Raw genomic sequence first — 21,218 nt, 5'->3', positions numbered from 1 at the left:
TCCTAGTCTTCCTGTACGGCGGGTAGGTATGTCTGCAGCTGCGCGAGCAGCGGTTGTTTCTCGGCGGCCTGCCGGGTGCGGAAGGCCGTGTCGACCTCGCGCTCCCCCAGCTTCCACGTGATCACGGCCAGGCCCTCGGACTCCACGAACTTGCCCACCATGCCGCTCTCGGTCCGGACATCGGAGATGCTTCCGGCCGGAATGTAGAGGTCCGTGGAGCCGGGTCGCTCGATCAGCACGCCGTGCGGATAGGTCCGCAGTGACGCCTTGGTCCGGATGCCGAGGCCGTGGACGGCGACGCGGTCCAGCCAGTCCCCCGCCGTCGTCGTGACCACGTACATGCCTTCGTAGTAGCCGGTCGGGTTGGCGGTGTCCGCCGGGACCTGCGGCAGCGGCGCGATGTCCCGCTGCCGCTTGAGCCGGTTGCGCCAGCCGACGGCCACCAGCGCCATGAGCACGAGGGCGACGGCGAGCATCACCAGGCCGGCCTGGATCTGGTCCATGTCAGGCCTCCCCTGCCGGGCGTGCCGGGGTGTTCAGGGCGCCGTCCAGCACGGTGGGGTGCCCGTTGAGGAACGTGGCGACCACGCGGCCGGGCAGCTCCCGGCCGGCGAACGGCGAGTTCCTGCCCTTGGTGGCCATCGCGGAGGGGTCCACCGTCCAGCGGGCCGCGGGGTCCACCAGGGTGATGTTGGCGGCCGATCCGGCCGCCAGCGGTTGGCCCTGCCCGGCCAGCCGGCCGATGCGGGCCGGCATGGCGGAGGTGATCCGGGCGAAGTCGGCCCAGTCGATCAGGCCGGTTTCGATCATGGTGTGCTGCACGACGGACAGCGCTGTCTCCAGCCCGGTCATGCCCATGGCTGCCTGGGCCCATTCGCACTCCTTCGCCTCGGAGGGGTGCGGCGCGTGGTCGGTGCCGATGACGTCGATGGTCCTGTCGGCCAGGCCGGCGCGCAGGGCCTGCACGTCCTCGTCCGTGCGCAGCGGCGGGTTGACCTTGTAGACCGGGTCGTAGCTGCGGACCAGTTCGTCGGTCAGCCACAGGTGGTGCGGCGTGACCTCGGCGGTGACCTTGATCCCGCGGGCCTTGGCCCAGCGGATGAGCTCCACCGATCCGGCCGTGGAGACGTGGCAGACGTGCAGGCGGGAGTCCACGTGCTGCGCCAGGAGCACGTCGCGGGCGATGATGCTCTCCTCCGCGACGGCGGGCCATCCGGTCATGCCCAGCACCGCCGACACGGTTCCCTCGTTCATCTGTGCACCGTCGGTCAGCCGCGGCTCCTGGGCGTGCTGGGCGATCACGCCGTCGAACGCCTTGACGTACTCCAGCGCGCGGCGCATCAGCACCGGGTCCGAAACGCAGATGCCGTCGTCGGAGAAGACCCGGACGCGGGCACGGGAGTCGGCCATCGCGCCGAGCTCGGCGAGCCGTTCGCCGGCCAGGCCCACGGTCACGGCGCCCACCGGGCGGACGTCCGCCCAGCCGGCGGTCCGGCCCAGCGTGTACACCTGTTCGACCACGCCGGCGGTGTCAGCGACCGGCGTCGAGTTGGCCATGGCGTGCACCGCGGTGAAGCCGCCCAGGGCCGCCGCCCGGCTGCCGGTCTCCACCGTCTCCGCGTCCTCGCGGCCCGGTTCGCGCAAATGGGTGTGCAGGTCAACCATGCCCGGCAACGCGATCAGCCCGTCGGCGTCGATGTCGACGGCGCCGGCCGCGCTCAGGGCGGTGCCCGCCTCCACGATTCTCCCGCCGCGGAGCAGCAGGTCGGCGCGCTCCCCGCCGGTCAGCGAAGCCCCGCGGATCAGGTAGGTGGTTTCGCTGGACTCGGTCACTTGGCCTCCTGGGTGGCGGTGGGTGCGGGGGCGGCGGATTCGGTGCCCCCGGAGAGCAACAGGTAGAGCGCGGCCATCCGCACGGCGACACCGTTGCGTACCTGGTCCAGCACGGTGGACCGCGGCGAGTCGGCTGCCGCCGATGAGATTTCCAGCCCGCGGTTCATCGGGCCGGGGTGCATGATGATGGTGCCGGCGCGGCCGGAGGCGTCCAGCGCCGCCAGGCGGCGGTCGTCGAACCCCCAGCGGCGCGAATACTCCTGCGTGGACGGGAAGTAGGCGGCGTTCATCCGCTCCCCCTGCACGCGCAGCATCATGACGGCGTCCGTGCCCTCGGCCAGCGTGGCGTCCAGGTCGTAGCTGATCGTGCACGGCCACTGGCGGCTGCCCACCGGCAGCAGCGTCGGCGGGGCGACCATGGTGACCTCGGCGCCGAGGGTGCGCAGGAGCCACAGGTTGGAGCGGGCCACCCGGGAGTGCAGGATGTCCCCGACGATGGCCACCTTCATGCCGGCCAAGTCGCTCCCCGTCGACGGGATGCCCGTGAGCCTGGCCCAGGTGCGCCGCAGCGTGAACGCGTCCAGCAGCGCCTGGGTGGGGTGTTCGTGGGTGCCGTCGCCGGCGTTCACCACGGCGGCGTCGATCCAGCCCGAACCGGCCAGCCGCGCCGGGGCCCCGGAGGCCCAGTGCCGGATGACGACGGCGTCGGCGCCCATCGCTTCCAGGGTCTGGGCGGTGTCCTTGAGCGATTCGCCCTTGGAGACCGACGACCCCTTGGCGGCAAAGTTGATGACGTCGGCCGACAGCCGCTTGGCGGCCGCCTCGAAGGAAATGCGGGTGCGGGTGGAGTCCTCGAAGAAGAGGTTGACCACGGTGCGGCCGCGCAGCACGGGCAGTTTCTTGACCTCGCGCTGGGAGACGGCGGACATCTCCTCGGCAGTGTCCAGGATCCGCACCGCGTCCTGCTTCGCCAGGTCGGCGGTGGAGAGCAGGTGTTTCATGCGCTGACGTCCTCGATCACTACTTCGTCGGTCGCCGGCGCGCCGTTGTTGGTGTCGGTTTCCGCCAGCCGGACCCGGACCTTCTCCTTCGAGGAGGTAGGGAGGTTCTTGCCGACGTGGTCGGCGCGGATCGGCAGCTCGCGGTGCCCGCGGTCCACCAGGACGGCCAGCCGCACAATCCTCGGCCGGCCCAGATCCACCAGGGCGTCCAGGGCGGCGCGGATGGTGCGCCCGGAATAGAGCACGTCGTCGACCAGTACCACGACCTTGTCGTCGATGCCGTCGGCCGGCAGCTGGGTGGGCAGCGGGGAACGCGTGGGATGGCGGCGCAGGTCGTCGCGGAACATGGTCACGTCGAGCTGGCCGATGATTTCTTCGGCGGCGACGGAAGGGTCGGCGGCGGCAATCTTGGCGGCCAGCCGCCGGGCCAGCGGGTAGCCGCGGCGCGGGATACCCAGCAGGACAAGGTCCTTGGGGCCCTTGTTCGCCTCGAGGATCTCGTGGGCGATACGGGTCAATGCGCGGTTGATGTCCGCTTCGGCAAGTACAACGCGCGACGATGCCGGCTGCTGCACCGGGGAGTCCGTGTTCATCTGTTGCCGCCTCCTTCCCCGCCTCACTGGACGGAATTTAAAGGTTGCTTGCGCCCTCAAAATTACCACGGCCGGGTCGGCATGAAGCGTTCGTGACGGCTGTGCGACGGCGATCCGCGGACGATGTGCGCAAGCTCACCCGCGCAGGGCCGAAGCCCACTCGCGCAGCGCCAAACTCACCCGCGCAGGCAGGGGGTGGTGGCCAACGCGCGGCGACGGCGGACGCCGCAGGGGGCACCCGCCGTCGCGCGTGGGGATGGTGGCTGTGAGGCCGGAGTCAGGCCAGGAGCGTGGGCTTGAGCTGCTGCAGCCGGCCCAGGAGTCCGTTGACGAAGGACGGCGACTCGTCGGTCGACAGCGTCTTGGCCAGTTCCACGGCCTCGCTGACCGCTACGCCGTCGGGGACGTCGTCGTTGTAGAGCAGTTCCCAGGAGCCGACCCGCAGGATAATGCGGTCCACCGCGGGCATCCGTTCCAGTGTCCAGCCCTGGGCGTAGGTGGCCAGGAACTCGTCGATGGTCGGCTGGAGCGCGGCGACACCCTCCACGATCTGCGCGGTGTAGGGGTTGATCACCTGGTCGGTCTTGCCCCGCCCGGCCAGCGCCTCGGCGGCGGACACGCCGCGCTGCTCGGCTTCAAAGAGGACGTCGACGGCCCTGCGGCGGGCCTTGCCGCGGGCAGAAGTGGGAGCACTCACTAGTCGTTGACTCGTCCCAGGTAGTCGCCGGTGCGGGTGTCGACCTTGACCTTGGTGCCGGTCTCCAGGAACAGCGGAACCTGGATCTGGTAGCCGGTCTCCACCGTGGCGGGCTTGGTGCCGCCGGTGGAACGGTCGCCCTGCAGGCCGGGCTCGGTGTAGGTGATCTCCATGACCACGGAGGCGGGCAGCTCGATGTAAAGCGGGATGCCGTCGTGCATGGCGATGTTGACCTTGATGTTTTCCAGCAGGAAGCTCTCGTCGTCGCCGACCACGGGACCGGGGACGGTGACCTGGTCGTAGTCCTGCACGTCCATGAAGACGAAGTCGTCGCCGTCCTTGTACAGGTAGGTGTAATCGCGGCGGTCAACCGTGGCGGTTTCGATCTTCAGGCCGGCGTTGAACGTCTTGTCCTGGATCTTGCCGCTGACGACATTCTTGATCTTGGTGCGCACGAACGCACCGCCCTTGCCCGGCTTCACGTGCTGGAACTCAATGACGTTCCACAGCTGGCCGTCCAGCTTCAGCACGGTGCCGTTCTTGATGTCGTTGGTTGTGGCCACAGTTTCACTTTCGTCGATGATGGCGGGCCGCGGGCGGAAAGTCCGCCCGGCCCGGAGCGAAGTCCAGCAGACATTCTACCTGCTGGCGGGTTGCCGCCCGAAGGCGGCGGCGGCGGCCGGGGCTACTCGGCGATCTCCTGGTAGGCGGCGAACAGCAGCGAGGTGTCCGGCACTTCCAGGATCCCGGGCTTGGCCAGGCCGTCCAGCACCACGAACCGCAGCAGGTCGCCGCGGGCCTTCTTGTCCCGCTTCATCCCGTCCAGCAGCGCGGCCCAGCGGTCGCGGCGGTAGGTAACGGGCAGTCCGAGCGACGTCAGGATCGCCTGGTGCCGGTCGGCGGTGGCGTCGTCCAGCCGGCCCACCATTCGGGACAGCTCGGCCGCGAAGGCCAGCCCGATCGAGACGGCCGCGCCGTGGCGCATCTGGTAGCGCTCGGCCAGCTCGATGGCGTGGCCGAGGGTGTGCCCGTAGTTCAGGAACTCGCGGCGTCCCGACTCGCGCAGGTCGGTGGAGACTATTGCGGCCTTGACCCGGATGGACCGTTCGATGATCTCCCGCAGCTGCGGCGTGCCGGCGGTGCTCGCGGCCTTGGGATCGGCCTCGATCACCTCCAGGATGGCAGGGTCGGCGATGAACCCGCACTTGACGGCTTCGGCCAGGCCGGTGACCAGTTCGTTGGGCGGCAGTGTCTGCAGCGCGTCCAGGTCGGCCAGCACGGCGGCCGGCGGGTGGAACGCGCCCACCAGGTTCTTGCCCTCGGCGGTGTTAATGCCGGTCTTGCCGCCCACCGCGGCGTCCACCATGCCCAGCAGGCTGGTGGGGATGTGCACCACCTTGACGCCGCGCAGCCAGGTGGCGGCCACGAAGCCGGCCACGTCGGTGACCGCCCCGCCGCCCACGGCCACGATGGCGTCCGAGCGGGTGAAGTCGTTCTGGCCCAGCACCTGCCAGCAGAACGAGGCCACCTGGATGTGTTTGCCCTCCTCGGCGTCCGGAATTTCGGCGGTCAGCGCCTCCAGCCCGTTGGAGGCCAGGTCCTCGCGCACCGCGTCGCCGGTGGCACGCAGCGCCCGAGGGTGGATCACCAGGACCTTCCGGACCCGCTCCCCCAGCACCTGCGGCAGGCGGCCCAGCAGCGAATGGCCGACGACGACGTCGTACGCTTCCTGGGGCGTGTTCCCGGTGACCGGGATGGTGGTTGCCTCGGCGGTGTTGCTCACTGTTCGTGCCTTTCATCAAGCAGTTGTCTCAGTTCGGCCAGCAGTTGCTGCTGTGTCTTGCCGCGGGTGTCCAGCACCAGGTCGGCCAGTCGCTCGTAGACCGGCCGGCGTTGCCCGAAGGTTTCGATCCAGCGGCCCACGGGGTCGCCGGCCAGCAGCGGCCGGCCGGTGTCCTTGATGATGCGCGGCCGCACGGTGTCCACGTCGATGTCCAGGAAAACCACGGTGCAGTCGGCCAGCAGCTGCTGCGTGCCGGTGTCCAGGATGGCGCCGCCGCCCAGGGACACCACCGCCGGCGGCTTGCCCGCGGCGAGCAGCGCCGCCACTTCGCGGGCCTCGAGCTCGCGGAAGGCGTGCTCGCCCATCGAGGTGAAGATGGCGGTAATCGGCCCGTGCCGTTCGACGAGCCGCTTGTCGCTGTCGGCAAAAGCGAGGCCGTGCCGACTGGCGAACTGGCTGCCCAGCGTCGACTTGCCGGACGCCATCGGGCCGATCAGGACCAGGTGTCGCCGCAGCTTGATCGGCTGCCCGGCTGCCACTAGCGGCCGATCGAATCCAGCGACTCCGGGATCGCTGCCAGGTAGGACTGGAGGTTGCGTGCCGTCTCGCGCACGGAGTCGCCGCCGAACTTCTCGGTCACGGCCTCGGCCAGCACCAGGGCCACCATGGCTTCGGCGACGACGCCGGACGCCGGCACCGCGCAGACATCCGAACGCTGGTGGTGGGCCTTGGCTGGCTCTCCGGTGGTGACATCGATGGTGGACAGCGCGCGGGGCACCGTGGCGATCGGCTTCATGGCCGCGCGGACGCGCAGCGTTTCGCCGATGCTCATGCCGCCCTCGATGCCGCCCGCCCGGTTGCTGGCCCGCACGATGGTGCCGTTCTCGTCGCGGACGATTTCGTCATGGGCTTCCGATCCGCGGCGGGCGGCGGTGAGGAAGCCGTCGCCGACCTCGACGCCCTTGATCGCCTGGATCCCCATCAAGGCGGCGGCCAGGCGGGCGTCCAGCCGGCGGTCCCAGTGCACGTAGCTGCCCAGTCCCGGCGGCAGGCCGTAGGCCAGTACCTCGACCACGCCGCCCAGGGTTTCGCCGTCCTTGTGCGCCTGGTCCACTTCCAGCACCATGGCCCCGGACGTCTCCGCGTCGAAGCAGCGCAGCGGATCTTCGTCCAGCGCCAGGACATCGCCCGGCCCGGGAACCGGGCGGCCTTCAGGAACGGAGACCCGACCGACCGCGGTGGTGTGGCTGACCAGCCGGATGCCCAGCGCGGCGAGGAATTTCGCGGCGACGGTTCCCAGGGCCACCCGCGCCGCCGTCTCCCGGGCGCTGGCACGTTCCAGCACGGGGCGGGCTTCGTCGAAGCCGTACTTCTGCATGCCGGTGAAGTCGGCGTGGCCCGGCCGGGGCCGGGTAAGGGGGGCGTTGCGGGCCAGGTCCTCCAGTGCGGCCGGATCGACCGGATCGGCGGACATGACGGTTTCCCACTTGGGCCATTCGGTGTTGGCGACCTCGATGGCCACCGGGCCGCCCTGGGTCAGGCCGTGGCGGACGCCGCCCACCAGGGTGACCTCGTCCTTTTCGAACTTCATCCGGGCACCGCGGCCGTAGCCAAGGCGCCGCCGGGCCAGGGCATCCTGGACCTCGGCTGCGGTCAGTTCGACGCCGGCAGGGACGCCTTCGATAATTCCTACCAGGGCCGGACCATGGGATTCACCGGCGGTTAACCAACGCAACATGGATTCAATACTGCCATGCATCGGCGGGCTGTTTAGCGCCGCGGTGCACCTACCGCGTCACACATCACATTTGTGACTTCGGCGGCGTTGGTGAAGCGATCGCCGGCGAACAGGCGCACCTGCTCCACGGCCTGGTAGATCAGCATTTCCAACCCATGGACCACCGACCCGCCGTGGCGCTGCCAGACGGCCGCCAGTTCGCTGGGCCAGGGATCGTAGGCGACGTCGAGCAACACGCGGCCGCTCCGGTCCGTTCCGGCCTCCGCCGCCAGCTCCGCGGCCAGGGAGTCGGCGGCCCGCGGCGGCAGCGTGCAGACCACTGTCCCGGCCCGCCGCAGCACGGTGGTGGCCTGGTCCCACCCGGCCACCCGCAGCGGCAGGCCGAAGTGGCGGGCGATGCCTTGCACGCTCCCGGCGCTGTCCGGGTTCCGCAGGCACAGGGTCACCTCGGACGGTTTCAGGTCCGCCAGCGCGGCGGCGGCCGCTGCGGCGGTGCCGCCGCCGCCGAGGATCACTGCCGGCACGCCCTCTGCGACACCGCCGTGGCGCAGGGCGCCGACGATGCCTGCCACGTCGGTGTTGTGACCGGAGAGCGTCACGCGTCCCTCGCCGTCGTACTCGGGAACCACGGTGTTGAGCACTCCCAGCAGGTCCACGAGTTCGCTGACCCGGTCCATCTGGCCGACCATGGCGGCCTTCAGCGGCATGGTCACCGACAACCCGGCCCAGTCCCGTTCCGCGCGCAGCCCCTGCACGAACTGCGGCACGCGGTCCGCCGTGACGTCGATGGCCCGGTAGCTGCAGTCGAAGCCGATGAGCTCATAGGCGGCGCGGTGCAGGGCAGGCGACCGCGAGTGGCCGATCGGATGACCAAGCACCGCCGCCTGGAGCTGCCGGGAAGCGGGTTGCCTCCCGGCAGGCCCGCCGTCCGCGGGACGGGCGGTCAACTGCACCGGCCCTCTTCCTGCTCGCTGCACCACTGCTGGTATTCCTTGGTGTACGCGTTGTGCTCTGCCAGCGTCTCAGCGAACTTGGTCTCGCCGGTGTCCAGGTTGACCGTCACCCAGTAGTAGTAGGGCACGTCGGCCGGGTTGGCGGCCGCGTCGATGGCAGGTCCGCCGGGCGAGTTGATCGGCCCGGCCGGCAGCCCGGTGTGCGCGTAGGTGTTGTACGGGTTCGACTTGTCGGCCTTTTCCTCGGGCGTGATGTCGTAGCCCTTCCGGCCCAGCCCGTACGTGACCGTGGCGTCGGACTGGATCAGGCCGTTCGTTTCGGTGTTGTCAGGCTTCAGCCGGTTCTGGATGGCCCCGGCGACCTTGGCGTAGTCGGCCTCGCCGGCCTCGGCTTCGATGATGCTGGCGATGGTCAGCACCCGGAACTGATCCTGCGGGTCGGTGATGCCGTCACTGGTCAGCCGCTCCTTGGCGTTGGCGACCAGTTCCGCGATGATGTCCTCCGCGGTGGCGTCCAGCGGCCAGCGGTACTCTCCGGGGAACAGGTACCCTTCCAGGTTCCGTGCGTCCTCCGGCAACCCGAACTGCTGCGGATTCTTGGCCAGCTCCGCGAACTCGGAGGCCGGGATCTTCGTGCCCTTGCTCAGGGCGTCGAAGACCTCGTCCTGACGCCAGGTGCGGTTAATGGCAACGTAAGAAACCTTCTCCCCCACGTCCGCGAGCAGGATGGCGGCCGCGTCCGCGGCCGGCAGCTTGTACTGCATCTGGTAGTCGCCGGGCTGGACCTCGCGTCCGTTCGCCTGGCTGGCCAGCTCGCCCAGGAAGATTTCGCTGTTGGAAACGATGTCCTTCTCCACCAGTGAACCGGCGATGGCCAGCGGACCGGCCCCTTGTTCCACGGTGAAGGTCACCTGCCCCTCCCCGGGGCCGGCATAGTCTTCGGGACCGCCGCCCATGCCGAGCAGGTTCTGCAGGAACAGCACGACGCCGACCAGGCCGGCGGCGAAGACCGCGAACACCACCAGCATGATCGTGTTGCGCCGGCGGCGCGCCTTCTGCTTGCTGCGGGGCTTGCCCTTGCGGCCGGGCGCCGGCTCATCCTCGAAAAAGTCCAGCCGGCCGTCGTGGTAGATCTGTCCGTCGTCCTGATTCACGCCGGTGTCGTCGGCCACGTCCCAGTCCTGCTCCGCTTCGCCGTCCGCGGCAGGGATCTGCTGGTGGACGACGGTAACCGGCTCCGGTTCGTGCCAGGCGGCGGCAGGCTCGTCCCAGCCGGCGGGGGCCTGCTCGTCCCGGAGGCCGGGGGCAGGCTCGTTCCGCCCGGGAGGAACCGGCGACGCGGCTGCGGCGGGGCGGGCGGGCGGCTCGGGCCAGGCCTCGTCCGCGGGCGCTTCCTCCCATTCGGGCACAGCGTCGTCGTCCCAGTACGGCGGGACGGTGTCATCGAAGCGCGGGTCAGCGGCCTGGCGGCCGCGCGCGGCGCGCCGGGATGGCAGGTTGTTCCAGTCGTCGGGGTGCTTGCTCATGTCCCGGGGTCCCCGCTTCGGTCATGTCCGTGCGAAATCGTCGGCTCCTCATGGCTGGCATCCGGCACATGGCTGCCGGCGGGCGGTGCGACAGGTGTCCCCACGTCCTGCCCTTGGGCCCGTTGCATGTCAATAGCCTGCTGCAGTATACCCACCGCAGCTACCTGATCAACTACTTTACGATGTTGACGCGTATCCATGCCAGCCTCCCGCAGTCCGCGGTGCGCAGCCACGGTAGTCAGGCGCTCGTCGATCAGGTTGACCCGGGCAGCCGACCCCGCCCCGGCCAGGGCTGCGGCCAGCTTCCGGGCGTAGCCGCGGGCCATTTCCGTGGAGGCCGAGTCCCCGCCCGAAAGCGTTCGAGGAAGCCCGACGAACACCTGCACGGCCTTCCGCTCGGCGGCTTCACGCACCAGGACCCTGACGTCGCTGTCTTTCTTGGCATCGCGTTTCAGGGTGCGCACCGGGGTGGCCAGGATCCCGTCCGGATCACAACTGGCCACGCCCACGCGCACCGCACCGACGTCGACACCGAGTTTGGTGCCGCGCGGATAATCGGGAACAGACACCGGACGCCCTAGCGGTTGGCGACCGCGGCCGTCACGGCGGCCAGTGCCTCGTCGATCTTGGTGGCATCGGACCCGCCGCCCTGCGCGACGTCGTCCTTGCCGCCGCCTCCGCCGCCCAGCACTCCCGCAGCGGTCTTGACCAGGGCGCCGGCCTTCACGCCGGCGGCACGGGCGGCCTCATTGGTGGCCACCAGGATCAGGGGCCGGCCGTTGGCCACTCCCGTCATCGCCACGGTGACCGGGTCGGAGCCCAGCCGCGTCCGCAGGTCCAGGGCCAGGCTGCGCAGGTCGTCGGCGCCGCTGAGTTCGCCGGCATTGTGCGCCAGCAGCCGCACTCCTGCCACGTCCTGGGCCTGGACCACCAGCGAAGCAGCCGAGGCGGCCAGCTGTTCCTTGCGGAGCTTGTCCAGCTCCTTCTCCACGGACTTGAGCTTGGCCAGGGTGGCGGCGATCCGCTCGGGCAGCTGGGCTCCCGGCACCTTGAGCATTTCGGAGAGTTCGTTCACCAGCGCGCGCTCGGCGGCCATGTGGCGGAAGGCCTCCATGCCCACGAATGCCTCCACGCGCCGGTTCCCCGAGCCAACCGATGCCTCGCCCAGCAGGGTCAGCGAACCGATCTGCGAGGTGGCCTCCACGTGGGTTCCGCCGCAGAGCTCGCGGGACCATGCCCCGTCGATCTCCACCACGCGCACGGTGTCCCCGTAGGCCTCGCCGAACAGCGCCATGGCGCCCAGCTCGCGGGCCTGGGCCAGCGGCATGATGCGGGTCTGGACCTCGAAGTTGTTGCGGATGGCCAGGTTCGAGACCTCTTCGACCTCCGACTTGGCGGCGTCGGAGAGGCCCTCGCCCCAGGAGAAATCGAAGCGCAGGTAGCCGGCCTTGTTGAAGGAACCGCGCTGCAGCGCCTCCGGGCCCAGGATCTGGTGCAGGGCCGCATGGACGATGTGCGTGCCGGTGTGCGCCTGCTCGCCGGCCTGGCGGCGCTGGGCGTCGACGGCGGCCTGCACCTTGGCGCCGGAGGGCAGTTCGCCCTCGCGCACCACGGCCTTGTGCACGCTCAGGCCCCTGACGGGCCTCTGGACGTCGAGCACCTCGACCACGAACCCGTCGCCGGTGATCAGTCCGACGTCCGCGGCCTGACCGCCGGCCTCGGCGTAGAACGGGGTGGCTTCCAACACCAGTTCGATTTCCTCGCCCTGGCCGGCGAAACCGCGCACTTCGCCGCCGCGGACGATGCCGCGCACCGTCGATTCGGTGGTGAGTTCGTCGTAGCCGGTGAAGACGGTCTCGCCATCGGCGAGCATCTCGCGGAAGACGGTCACGTCGGCGTGGCCCAGCTTCTTGCCGCGGGCATCGGCCTGGGCGCGCTGGCGCTGTTCGGCCATCAGCGACCGGAATCCGGCCTCGTCCACCTGCAGGCCGGCTTCCTCGGCCATCTCGAGGGTCAGGTCGATCGGGAAGCCGTAGGTGTCGTGCAGGGTGAAAGCGTCCTCGCCGGAGATCGGCTTCGCGGCAGCCTTGGATTCCTTCACGGCCTCTTCGAGCCGGGCGGTGCCGGAGGCAATGGTGCGCAGGAACGCCTTCTCTTCGGCGTAGGCAATCCGGCTGATCCGCTCGAAGTCGTCGGCCACTTCCGGGTATGTGCCCTTCATCGCGTCCCGGGAGACCGGCAGCAGGTCCGGCAGGCAGGCGCGTTCCACGCCGAGCAGGCGCATGGCGCGCACGGCCCGGCGGATCAGCCGGCGCAGCACATAGCCGCGGCCCTCGTTGGAGGGGGTCACGCCGTCGGCAATCAGCATCAGGGCGGAGCGGATGTGGTCGGCCACCACCCGCAGGCGCACATCGTCGCCGTGGTGCGGGTCGTCGTCGGACTCGGCGCTTGTGTACTCCTTGCCGGAGATCTCCGCGGCCTTGTCCAGCACGGGGCGGACCTGGTCCGTCTCGTACATGTTCTCCACGCCCTGCAGGATCATCGCGAGGCGTTCCATGCCCAATCCGGTGTCGATGTTCTTCTGCGGCAATTCGCCCAAAATCTCGAAGTCTTCCTTGCCGATGCCCGCACCGCGCTGGTACTGCATGAAGACCAGGTTCCAGATCTCGATGTAGCGGGTCTCGTCGGCGATCGGGCCGCCCTCGATCCCGTACTCCGGGCCCCGGTCGTAGAAGATTTCCGAGCAGGGGCCGGCCGGGCCGGGCTGGCCGGTGGACCAGTAGTTGTCCTTCTTGCCGGACTTCTGGATCCGCTCGGCCGGGACGCCCACCTGGTCGCGCCAGATGGCCAGTGCTTCCTCGTCCTCTTCGTACACGGTGATCCAGAGCTTCTCCGGCGGCAGGCCGTAGCCGCCCTGCTCCACCGGGCTGGTCAGCAGTTCCCAGGCCATCGCGATGGCCTGTTCCTTGAAGTAGTCGCCGAACGAGAAGTTGCCGCACATCTGGAAGAACGTGCCGTGCCGAACGGTCTTGCCGACTTCTTCAATGTCCGCAGTGCGGATGCACTTCTGCACGCTGGTGGCGCGCGGGTACGGCGGCGTCTCGCGGGCGGTCAGGTACGGGATGAACGGCACCATGCCGGCCACGGTGAACAGCAGCGAGGGATCCGGCGACACCAGGGACGCCGAGGGGACCACGGAATGGCCCTTCTTCTCGAAGAAGTCGAGCCAGCGGCGGACAATCTCATGGGATTTCATGGTGCCTGTGTCTTACCTTCCGGGGTGCAAAACGGTTGTGGGGGCCGGGCTGCGGCTTCGGTGACCGTAGAAAAACTTATCGCTTGCGGACGTCGGCGGCGGAATCGATGCCGAGGGCCAGGCGCAGGTCGGTTTCACGTTCCTGCATGCCGTCGCGGACCGCGTCGGCAAAGTTGGCCACGGAGTCGGCCACCTGCGCCAAGGCACGGTTCAGTCCCGCCGGACCCAACGCGTCACGCGTTTGGGACACCTTGCGCACCGCGAGCACGCCGATCGCAGCACCGGCGGCCATCCAGATCATTCGCTTCATATCGGTTCCTCTTTCCCGGTTAGCGGCCGCGGCGGCGCTTGCCCTCGGGCGCGCCCTTGCCGGCGGAATTAAAGGCGCTGCGCACGCCGTAGGAGAAAGCGGCCACCTTGATCAGGGGCGAGCCCAGGGTCGCGGAGACCAGCGAGGTCAGGGCCGACACGTTGGCGGAGGCGTCCGAGACGTGGTTGGAAATCCCGTCGACCTTCCTGAGCTGTTCGTTGGTGGTGCTCACCGTGGTGGTGACTTCGCCGATTAGCGGCGTGGTGCCGTCGCTGATCTCCCGGATTGCCTGGCGCAGTTCGTCAAACACCTTGCCGAGCTTCCAGACCGGTATGGCCAAAATGGCCACCAGCACCGCGAACACGCCCGCGGCGATCAGACCGGCGATATCTCCACCTGACATGGGCTCAAACGCTCCTCATTGTTGGTTAACGGCGTACTCCGGTTCCGCGCGCAGCGTGGGCGGGCCATCCGCTGCGGGTCCGGCTAACGACGGCGGGGCGCACCTGACGCAGGCACCGTCCCGCCACTGACAACACCTTACCTACTGAACAGCCCGCGGCCGATGCCGCGGGCTGTTCAGCGCCGCCCCCGCGCACGGGGGCGGCATCTCGCAGGTGCGGTCCCGGGGTTTCACGCCCGGGACAACGGGCCTAGCGAGCGTAGTATTCGACCACCAGCTGCTCTTCGCAGGTCACGGGGACCTCGGAGCGCTTGGGGCGGCGGACCAGGCGGGCCTGCAGCTTCTCCAGAGCGACATCCAGGTACGCCGGAACGTTGGGGAGCACGTCGCGGTGAGCGCCGGCAGCTGCCACTTGGAACGGGGGCATCTTCTCGGAGCGCTCGTGCACGTGGATCAGCTGGCCTTCGGAAACGCGGAAGGACGGGCGGTCCACGCGCTTGCCGTCAACCATGATGTGGCGGTGCACCACCAGCTGGCGGGCCTGGGAAATCGTGCGGGCAAAGCCGGCACGCAGCACCAGGGCGTCAAGACGCATTTCCAGCAGCTCGATCAGGTTTTCACCGGTCAGGCCGGCGGTGTTGCGGGCTTCCTCGAAGACACGGGTCATCTGTGCTTCGCGGATGCCGTACTGGGCACGCAGACGCTGCTTCTCGCGCAGACGTACGGCGTAGTCACTGTCCTGCTTGCGGCGGGCGCGTCCGTGCTGGCCGGGGCCGTACGGACGACGCTCCATGTACTTCTCAGCCTTGGGCGTCAGGGCAATGCCAAGGGCACGCGAAATGCGGACCTTGCGGCGGGCTCGTGTGTTGTTAGCCACGATGTCCTTCCAGTTATGTGCGGTGCAATGGTTTGCTGGCCTCCATGTATCGGAGAGCGTTGGTCAACCGCTACCTTCAGCTACAGTCCGTTCGCGGCACGCGTCTCGCCCCACCTCTGATTTGATCCGGGGTTTGACGGCGCGTGAAGAACGGCTTGCCAGTCAGCCAACCATTCTAGCAGCAGCCTGGGTTGGTGCCGCACGCTTCGGGTGGGCACGGTCCGCGGGCTGCCGTCACTCGGTGGTCCCTCCGTCCGCGGGCGGGCAGCACCCGTCGTCGGCTTCGGCCCCGCCGTTCGTGTGGAGGGGCGGCTTTTGCCTAGGCTGGGTCCATGCGAGCCATTCTGCAGCGCGCCAGCCGCGCCAGCGTCAGTGTCGACGGCGCCGTGGTGGGCGCCCTGCCCGGTCCCGGACTGGTGGTGCTGGTCGGCGCCACGCACACCGACACCCCGGACGACGCCGTGGCGCTGGCGCAGAAGACCTGGCAGCTGCGGATCCTCGACGACGAGCAGTCCTGCGCCACGGCCGGCGCCCCGCTGCTGGTCGTCAGCCAGTTCACCCTGTACGCCGATACGCGCCGCGGCCGGCGGCCGTCCTGGTCGGCGGCCGCCCCGGCGGCGGTCGGCGAGCCCTTGGTGGAGGACTTCGTGGCGGCGCTGCGGGTGCTCGGCGCGCGGGTGGAAACCGGGGTCTTCGGCGCGATGATGGAGCTGGAGCTGGTGAATTCCGGCCCGTTCACCATCAGCCTGGACACGGAGGACTTCGGCAAGCCGCGCCGAGATTAAGCCGCGCAGGCGGGCGCCGCCGTCGTTATTCGCCGCGGATGATCTTCCGCAGCCGGTCCACCCGGGGGGAAATTTCCCGTTCCGCCCCGTTGGTGGTCGGTTCGTAGTAGTTTCGGCCCACCAGGTCGTCGGGTGCGTACTGCTGGGTGGCGATCCCGTGCGGGGCATCGTGCGAGTAGACGTAGCCCTTCCCGTGGCCCATGCCCTTGGCGCCGGCGTAGTGGGAGTCGCGCAGGTGCACGGGCACTCCCTGGCCGCGCCCGGCGCGCACGTCCGCCACTGCCGCGTTGATCGCCGCGTAGCAGGCCGGCGACTTCGGTGCGGTCGCGATGTGGACCACGGCCTGGGCCAGCACCAGCCGGGCCTCGGGCATGCCGATCAGCTGCACGGCCTGGGCGGCCGCGACGGCTGTCTGCAGCGCGGTGGGGTCCGCCATGCCGACGTCCTCGGACGCATGGATGATGATCCGGCGGGCCACGAACCGCGGGTCCTCCCCCGCCTCCAGCATCCGGGCCATGTAGTGCAGCGCCGCGTCCACGTCGGAACCGCGCATCGACTTGATGAAGGCGCTGGTGATGTCGTAGTGCTGGTCGCCGGCGCGGTCGTAGCGCAGCGCGGCGCGGTCCATCGCACGCTCGGCGTGGCCGAGCTCGACGAGCACCGGGGCGCCGTCCTCGCCCGTCCCGCCGGATTCGCCCCAGGCCACTCCCGCGGCGGCCTCCAGCGCGGTCAGGCCGCGGCGCGCATCGCCGGCGGCCAGCCGGACCAGGTGTTCCAGCGCCTCATCGCTCAGGGCCACGCGCCCGGCCAGCCCACGCTCGTCCGCCACGGCGCGCACCAGCAGGGCTTCGACGTCGTCCGCGGTCAGCGGCTTCAGCGTCAGCAGCAGCGAGCGGGACAGCAGCGGCGAGACCACGGAGAACGACGGGTTCTCGGTGGTCGCGGCGACCAGCACCACCCAGCGGTTCTCGACCCCGGGCAGCAGCGCGTCCTGCTGCGCCTTGTTGAAGCGGTGGATCTCGTCCAGGAACAGCACGGTGGTCATCCGGTGCAGGTCGCGGGCGGTCAGCGCCTCGTCCATCACCCGGCGCACGTCCTTGACGCCGGCGGTGATCGCCGAGAGCTCCACAAACTTGCGGCCCGGGCCGCGGGCGATCACGTGCGCCAGCGTGGTCTTGCCGGTGCCGGGCGGACCCCACAGGATCACCGACGACGGCCCCGCCGGGCCGGTGGCCGCACCGCCGGCGGCCAGCAGCCGCAGCGGCGATCCCGACTGGAGCAGGTGCTGCTGGCCGACTACGTCGTCCAGCGTCCGCGGCCGCATCCGGACCGCCAGCGGGCTGCGCGGACGCCCCGATCCGGCGTCGCCGTCGGACACCGGTTCCCGGCCATCGCCGTCGTAGTCTTCATCGTCGCCTGCGGCCGCACTGAACAAGTCACTCACACGGTCAAGGCTATCGTTCCCCCCTGACGCCCCGGGCACCGCCCGGCCCTACTCCTGGAAGTCGAGCCGCATCACCGCGCGGCGGGGCGTCGGGCGGGTGACCTCGCGGAAACCCGCCGCGCTGAAAATGCTGTGGCTGCCCACGTACAGTTCGCCCCACGTCAGCCGCTGCCCGGGCTTGGGGATGAGCGGGTAGCCCTCGATCGCGCGGGCGCCGTTCTCCTTCGCCCAGTTCACGGCGGCGGAAACCAGGGCCCGGCTGACGCCGCGGCGCCGGAAGCCGGCCCGAGTGGTGAAACACACCGCAGCCCACACCGTCCCGTCGTCGGGGTCTTCATCGCGGCCGGCCCACACCACCCTGCTGGTGCGCAGGCGCCGGTACGCCGTCCGGGGTTCCACGGCGCACCAGCCTGCCGGTTCGCCGTCCAGGTACGCCACCAGGCCGCTGGTGGAACCGGCCGCGGGATCACCGCACCGGGTCTCGGCCCGGAGCCGGAGAGCCCGGTCCTCGACCAGCTCCTCCCGCCATTGAGCCGCCGGCGTCTGAAACCACTGGCACTGGCAACGGGCCGCTTCACCGCGGGCACCGAAAACCGCCTGCAGGTCGTCCCAGGAGGCCCGGTTTGCCGGGACGACGGCGACGCCGGCACCGGTAGCTGTCTGCATGCTCCCAGCAGACAGCACGGCGGGCACGCACCGCAAGAGGTGCGCGCCCGCCATCGTGCGTCAGGGAGGTTAAAGTGCCCGGGCTACTCCGCCTTGGCCCCGGCCTCCTTGGCCGCGTCCTTGGGCTGCGGCTTGGCGTCGACGCCGGCTTCCTTGCGCTGCTGCGGCGTGATGGGTGCCGGCGCTGCGGTCAGCGGGTCGTAGCCGCCGCCGGTCTTCGGGAAGGCGATGACCTCGCGGATGGACTCCTCGCCGGCCAGCAGGGCAACCACGCGGTCCCAGCCGAAGGCGATGCCGCCGTGCGGCGGGGCGCCGTACTTGAAGCCCTCCAGCAGGAAGCCGAACTTGGTCTGCGCGGACTCCTTGTCCAGGCCCATCACCTTGAACACGCGTTCCTGCAGGTCCCGCTTGTGGATACGGATGGAGCCGCCGCCGATTTCGTTGCCGTTGCAGACGATGTCGTAGGCGTAAGACAGCGCGGACTCCGGGTCGGTGTCGAAGGTGTCCATGAATTCCGGCTTGGGCGAGGTGAAGGCGTGGTGCACGGCCGTCCACTTGCCGCCGCCCACCGCCACGTCGCCCGAGGCGACGGCCGCTTCGGCGGGCTCGAACATGGGCGCGTCGACCACCCAGACGAACGCCCAGTCGCCCTCGTTGATCAAACCGGTGCGGTGGCCGATCTCCACGCGCGCCGCGCCCAGCAGCGCGCGGGAGGCGGCACGGTCGCCGGCGGCGAAGAAGATGCAGTCGCCGGGCTTGGCGCCCACGGTGTCCGCGAGGTTCGCGCGCTCGAAGTCGGTGAGGTTCTTGGCCACCGGGCCGGTCAGCTCCCCGTCCTCCTGGACCAGCACGTAGGCAAGGCCCTTGGCGCCGCGCTGCTTGGCCCATTCCTGCCAGGCATCCAGCGTGCGGCGGGCCTGCGAGGCTCCGCCGGGCATCACCACGGCACCCACATAGGGTGCCTGGAAGACGCGGAACGTGGTGTCCTTGAAGAATTCGGTCAGCTCGGTCAGCTCCAGCCCGAACCGCAGGTCCGGCTTGTCCGAACCGTACTTGTCCATCGCCTCGGCGTAGGTCATCCGCGGGATCGGCGCGGTGATCTCGACGCCGATCAGCCGCCAGAGGGCCTGGACGATCCGCTCGCCGAGGGCGATGATGTCGTCCTGGTCCACGAAGCTGGCCTCGATATCCAGCTGGGTGAACTCCGGCTGGCGGTCGGCCCGGAAGTCCTCGTCGCGGTAGCAGCGGGCAATCTGGTAGTACTTCTCGAAGCCGCCCACCTGCAGCAACTGCTTGAACAGCTGCGGGGACTGCGGCAGCGCATACCAGGCCCCCGGGGCCAGGCGCGCCGGGACCAGGAAGTCGCGGGCGCCTTCCGGGGTCGAGCGGGTCAGCGTCGGGGTCTCGATCTCCACGAATCCGTCGCCGTGCAGGAGCTCGCGTGCCACCCGGTTGGCTTCCGAGCGCAGCCGCAGCGCCTTCGAGGGGCCCGGCCGGCGCAGGTCCAGGTAGCGGTGCTTGAGGCGGGCTTCCTCGCCCACCTCCACATGCTCGTCCACCTGGAACGGCAGCGGATCGGCGGTGTTGAGGACGACGACGTCCTCCGCCATCACCTCCACCTCACCGGTGGCGAGGGCCGGGTTTTCGTTGCCCTCCGGGCGCTTCTCCACGGTGCCCTTGATCTGCAGCACGTATTCATTGCGCAGCGAATGGAACACGTCCTCCTCGCGGACCACCACCTGCGCCACACCGGAGGCGTCGCGCAGGTCCAGGAACGCCACACCACCGTGGTCGCGGCGGCGGGCCACCCAGCCGGCGAGGGTAACGGTTTGTCCGATGTGCTCGGCCCTGAGGGTGCCGAGGTCGTGTGTGCGCAGCACAACAGTCCTTCCGGTAGAACGATTCGCTCATCTGTTCGCCGCCCGCTGTTTACCTCGTGCGGCGGCGGGGTACGGCTATGGTGAGTGGAGATGTAGACGAGTTTACCGTTGATCAAGCCGCGCCCCGGACCTCGACTACCGCCGTGCGGCAGGAAATGGCCCGGACCGGCCGGTCCGCGCCGGGGCGCAGCGGGCAAGGAGCTGGAGCAACCGTGAGTAGTGAATCGTCGCTGGAACGCCGCCTGGGCGGAGTCGACGCGACCACCGTGGGCGTCGGATCCATGATCGGAGCCGGCGTCTTCGTGGTGTTCGGTCCGGCAGCCGCCGCCGCCGGTCCCTGGCTGCCGCTGGCACTCGCCATCGCGGCGTTTGTGGCCTATTGCAACGCGGCGGCCAGCGCGCAACTGGCCATGCTCTACCCCACCAGCGGCGGCACGTATATCTACGGACGGAAGCGCCTGGGCGAATGGCCCGGCTTCCTGGCCGGCTGGAGCTTCGTGACCGGCAAGATTGCCTCCTGCGCGGCCATGGCACTGACCTTCGGCCTCTACGTTTTCCCGGAGTATGCCACCGCCGCCGCCGTGGCCGCCGTCGTCGTGCTGACCTCGATCAACCTGCTGGGCATCACCCGGACCGCCTGGGTGACCCGGTGGATCGTGGCGTTCGTGGCCGCCGTGCTGGTTTTCGCGATCGTTGTGGCCTTCGACGCCGATCCGGTCGGGGCTCCGGCCGGGCAGATCGCGGCGTCGCCGTACGGCGTGCTGCAGGCCGCGGGGCTGTTCTTCTTCGCGTTCGCCGGCTACGCCAGGATCGCCACCATGGGCGAAGAGATCCGCGAACCGAAGAAGCTGATTCCCGTGGCCATCTTCTCCGCGCTGCTGATTACGTTCGTGCTCTACATGCTGATCGGCCTGGGACTGCTGCGCTATCTGGGACCCGAACTGCTGGCGGAGAGCGAAGCCCCGCTGCGCGCCGTCATGGAGGAGGTCGGAGGCGGCGTGGGCACCACGGCCATGGCCATCGCCGCCGCCCTCGCCAGCCTAGGCGCCCTGCTGGCGCTGATCGCCGGCGTCGGCCGGACCACCTTCGCCATGGCCCGCGAAGGCGACCTGCCGCGCGTCTTCGCCACGGTGGGTACCCGTTTCAAGGTTCCGTGGGCGGCGGACCTGGTCGTGGCCGCCGTCGTCATTTTCCTGCTGCTCACCCAGGATGTGCTCGCGGTGGTGGGGCTCTCCAGCTTCGGCGTGCTGATTTACTACAGCGTCACCAATGCGGCCGCCCTGACCCTCGACGAGCGGCCCTGGCACGCGCCGAAGCTGCTGAATGTTGCAGGGCTGGTCGGCTGCCTGCTGCTGGCCTTCACCCTGCCGGTCACATCCGTGCTGATGATGGTGGCCGTGCTCGGCGCGGGCGTGGTCGGCCGCGCGGCGCTGGCGCCGGTCCGCCGCCGTCCCGGCGCCTGAGCCGGGCCGG

General features: G+C 69.8%; 21 protein-coding genes. 2 read left to right on the top strand and 19 right to left on the bottom strand.

The genetic code is table 11. The annotated features are described in order from the left end of the window. Positions 1–2 precede the first annotated feature (2 nt). The 16 genes from AC5RVS_RS16270 to rpsD all read right to left on the bottom strand — a co-directional run bounded on the left by AC5RVS_RS16270 (position 3) and on the right by rpsD (position 14,970). Positions 3–503: a PH-like domain-containing protein gene (locus AC5RVS_RS16270; RefSeq protein ID WP_494108908.1), complete on the bottom strand. Its 501-nt coding sequence runs from the start codon at positions 501–503 to the stop codon at positions 3–5. Position 504: 1 nt separating this feature from the next. After that, positions 505–1,833 (bottom strand): dihydroorotase, encoded by a 1,329-nt coding sequence (locus tag AC5RVS_RS16265; protein WP_494108907.1) that lies wholly within the window; start codon positions 1,831–1,833, stop codon positions 505–507. Next, positions 1,830–2,834, bottom strand: coding sequence for an aspartate carbamoyltransferase catalytic subunit (locus AC5RVS_RS16260; protein ID WP_494108906.1), 1,005 nt, complete (start codon positions 2,832–2,834; stop codon positions 1,830–1,832). Before AC5RVS_RS16260 ends, AC5RVS_RS16265 begins: the two co-directional genes overlap by 4 nt. Continuing rightward, positions 2,831–3,427 (bottom strand): bifunctional pyr operon transcriptional regulator/uracil phosphoribosyltransferase PyrR, encoded by a 597-nt coding sequence (gene pyrR / locus AC5RVS_RS16255; RefSeq protein ID WP_494108905.1) that lies wholly within the window; start codon positions 3,425–3,427, stop codon positions 2,831–2,833. Before pyrR ends, AC5RVS_RS16260 begins: the two co-directional genes overlap by 4 nt. A 277-nt stretch (positions 3,428–3,704) precedes the next feature. Next, positions 3,705–4,124 carry a transcription antitermination factor NusB gene (gene nusB, locus AC5RVS_RS16250; RefSeq protein WP_493987130.1) on the bottom strand — a complete coding sequence of 140 codons (420 nt, stop codon included), beginning with the start codon at positions 4,122–4,124 and terminating at the stop codon, positions 3,705–3,707. Beyond that, the gene (gene efp / locus AC5RVS_RS16245) at positions 4,124–4,687 is read right to left on the bottom strand and encodes an elongation factor P (RefSeq protein ID WP_493987129.1); all 564 of its coding nucleotides are present in this window, start codon (positions 4,685–4,687) and stop codon (positions 4,124–4,126) included. The genes nusB and efp overlap by 1 nt, the downstream gene beginning before the upstream one ends. 122 nt (positions 4,688–4,809) lie before the next feature. Next, on the bottom strand, positions 4,810–5,907 hold the full coding sequence (gene aroB / locus AC5RVS_RS16240) for a 3-dehydroquinate synthase (protein ID WP_494108904.1): 1,098 nt from the start codon (positions 5,905–5,907) through the stop codon (positions 4,810–4,812). Next, positions 5,904–6,446 carry a shikimate kinase gene (locus tag AC5RVS_RS16235; RefSeq protein WP_494108903.1) on the bottom strand — a complete coding sequence of 181 codons (543 nt, stop codon included), beginning with the start codon at positions 6,444–6,446 and terminating at the stop codon, positions 5,904–5,906. Before AC5RVS_RS16235 ends, aroB begins: the two co-directional genes overlap by 4 nt. Then, positions 6,446–7,645 (bottom strand): chorismate synthase, encoded by a 1,200-nt coding sequence (gene aroC / locus AC5RVS_RS16230; protein WP_494108902.1) that lies wholly within the window; start codon positions 7,643–7,645, stop codon positions 6,446–6,448. Before aroC ends, AC5RVS_RS16235 begins: the two co-directional genes overlap by 1 nt. 32 nt (positions 7,646–7,677) lie before the next feature. Continuing rightward, on the bottom strand, positions 7,678–8,592 hold the full coding sequence (locus tag AC5RVS_RS16225) for a shikimate dehydrogenase (RefSeq protein ID WP_494108997.1): 915 nt from the start codon (positions 8,590–8,592) through the stop codon (positions 7,678–7,680). Then, positions 8,589–10,124 (bottom strand): endolytic transglycosylase MltG, encoded by a 1,536-nt coding sequence (mltG, locus tag AC5RVS_RS16220; RefSeq protein WP_494108901.1) that lies wholly within the window; start codon positions 10,122–10,124, stop codon positions 8,589–8,591. The genes AC5RVS_RS16225 and mltG overlap by 4 nt, the downstream gene beginning before the upstream one ends. Beyond that, complete coding sequence (gene ruvX, locus AC5RVS_RS16215) at positions 10,121–10,693, bottom strand: Holliday junction resolvase RuvX (RefSeq protein WP_494108900.1); 573 nt, start codon at positions 10,691–10,693, stop codon at positions 10,121–10,123. Before ruvX ends, mltG begins: the two co-directional genes overlap by 4 nt. A gap of 8 nt (positions 10,694–10,701) precedes the next feature. Further along, on the bottom strand, positions 10,702–13,380 hold the full coding sequence (alaS, locus tag AC5RVS_RS16210; RefSeq protein ID WP_494108899.1) for an alanine--tRNA ligase: 2,679 nt from the start codon (positions 13,378–13,380) through the stop codon (positions 10,702–10,704). A 76-nt stretch (positions 13,381–13,456) separates the two neighbouring features. After that, entirely contained in the window at positions 13,457–13,690 is a 234-nt protein-coding gene (locus AC5RVS_RS16205) for a DUF6167 family protein (RefSeq protein WP_494108898.1), read from the bottom strand. A 19-nt stretch (positions 13,691–13,709) separates the two neighbouring features. Beyond that, positions 13,710–14,093: a DUF948 domain-containing protein gene (locus tag AC5RVS_RS16200; RefSeq protein ID WP_493987121.1), complete on the bottom strand. Its 384-nt coding sequence runs from the start codon at positions 14,091–14,093 to the stop codon at positions 13,710–13,712. Positions 14,094–14,343: 250 nt separating this feature from the next. Further along, positions 14,344–14,970 carry a 30S ribosomal protein S4 gene (gene rpsD / locus AC5RVS_RS16195; RefSeq protein WP_493987120.1) on the bottom strand — a complete coding sequence of 209 codons (627 nt, stop codon included), beginning with the start codon at positions 14,968–14,970 and terminating at the stop codon, positions 14,344–14,346. Positions 14,971–15,302: 332 nt separating this feature from the next. Here rpsD and dtd point away from each other — a divergent pair, with 332 nt between their 5' ends. Continuing rightward, positions 15,303–15,755, top strand: a complete 453-nt coding sequence (dtd, locus tag AC5RVS_RS16190; RefSeq protein WP_493987119.1) for a D-aminoacyl-tRNA deacylase — start codon at positions 15,303–15,305, stop codon at positions 15,753–15,755. A gap of 25 nt (positions 15,756–15,780) precedes the next feature. On the opposite strand, the gene AC5RVS_RS16185 is transcribed toward dtd, so the two are convergent. The 3 genes from AC5RVS_RS16185 to aspS all read right to left on the bottom strand — a co-directional run bounded on the left by AC5RVS_RS16185 (position 15,781) and on the right by aspS (position 19,745). Further along, complete coding sequence (locus AC5RVS_RS16185) at positions 15,781–17,199, bottom strand: replication-associated recombination protein A (RefSeq protein ID WP_493987118.1); 1,419 nt, start codon at positions 17,197–17,199, stop codon at positions 15,781–15,783. A 48-nt stretch (positions 17,200–17,247) separates the two neighbouring features. Next, positions 17,248–17,865 (bottom strand): GNAT family N-acetyltransferase, encoded by a 618-nt coding sequence (locus AC5RVS_RS16180; protein ID WP_494108897.1) that lies wholly within the window; start codon positions 17,863–17,865, stop codon positions 17,248–17,250. 83 nt (positions 17,866–17,948) lie between these two features. Further along, positions 17,949–19,745 (bottom strand): aspartate--tRNA ligase, encoded by a 1,797-nt coding sequence (gene aspS, locus AC5RVS_RS16175; protein ID WP_494108896.1) that lies wholly within the window; start codon positions 19,743–19,745, stop codon positions 17,949–17,951. Positions 19,746–19,957: 212 nt separating this feature from the next. Between aspS and AC5RVS_RS16170 the strand changes: the two genes are divergently transcribed. After that, the gene (locus AC5RVS_RS16170) at positions 19,958–21,208 is read left to right on the top strand and encodes an APC family permease (RefSeq protein WP_494108895.1); all 1,251 of its coding nucleotides are present in this window, start codon (positions 19,958–19,960) and stop codon (positions 21,206–21,208) included. Positions 21,209–21,218 lie beyond the last annotated feature (10 nt).

This window comes from Arthrobacter sp. Y3221048 (assembly GCF_059092685.1).
This window is presented reverse-complemented; position numbering and strand designations above follow the sequence as displayed.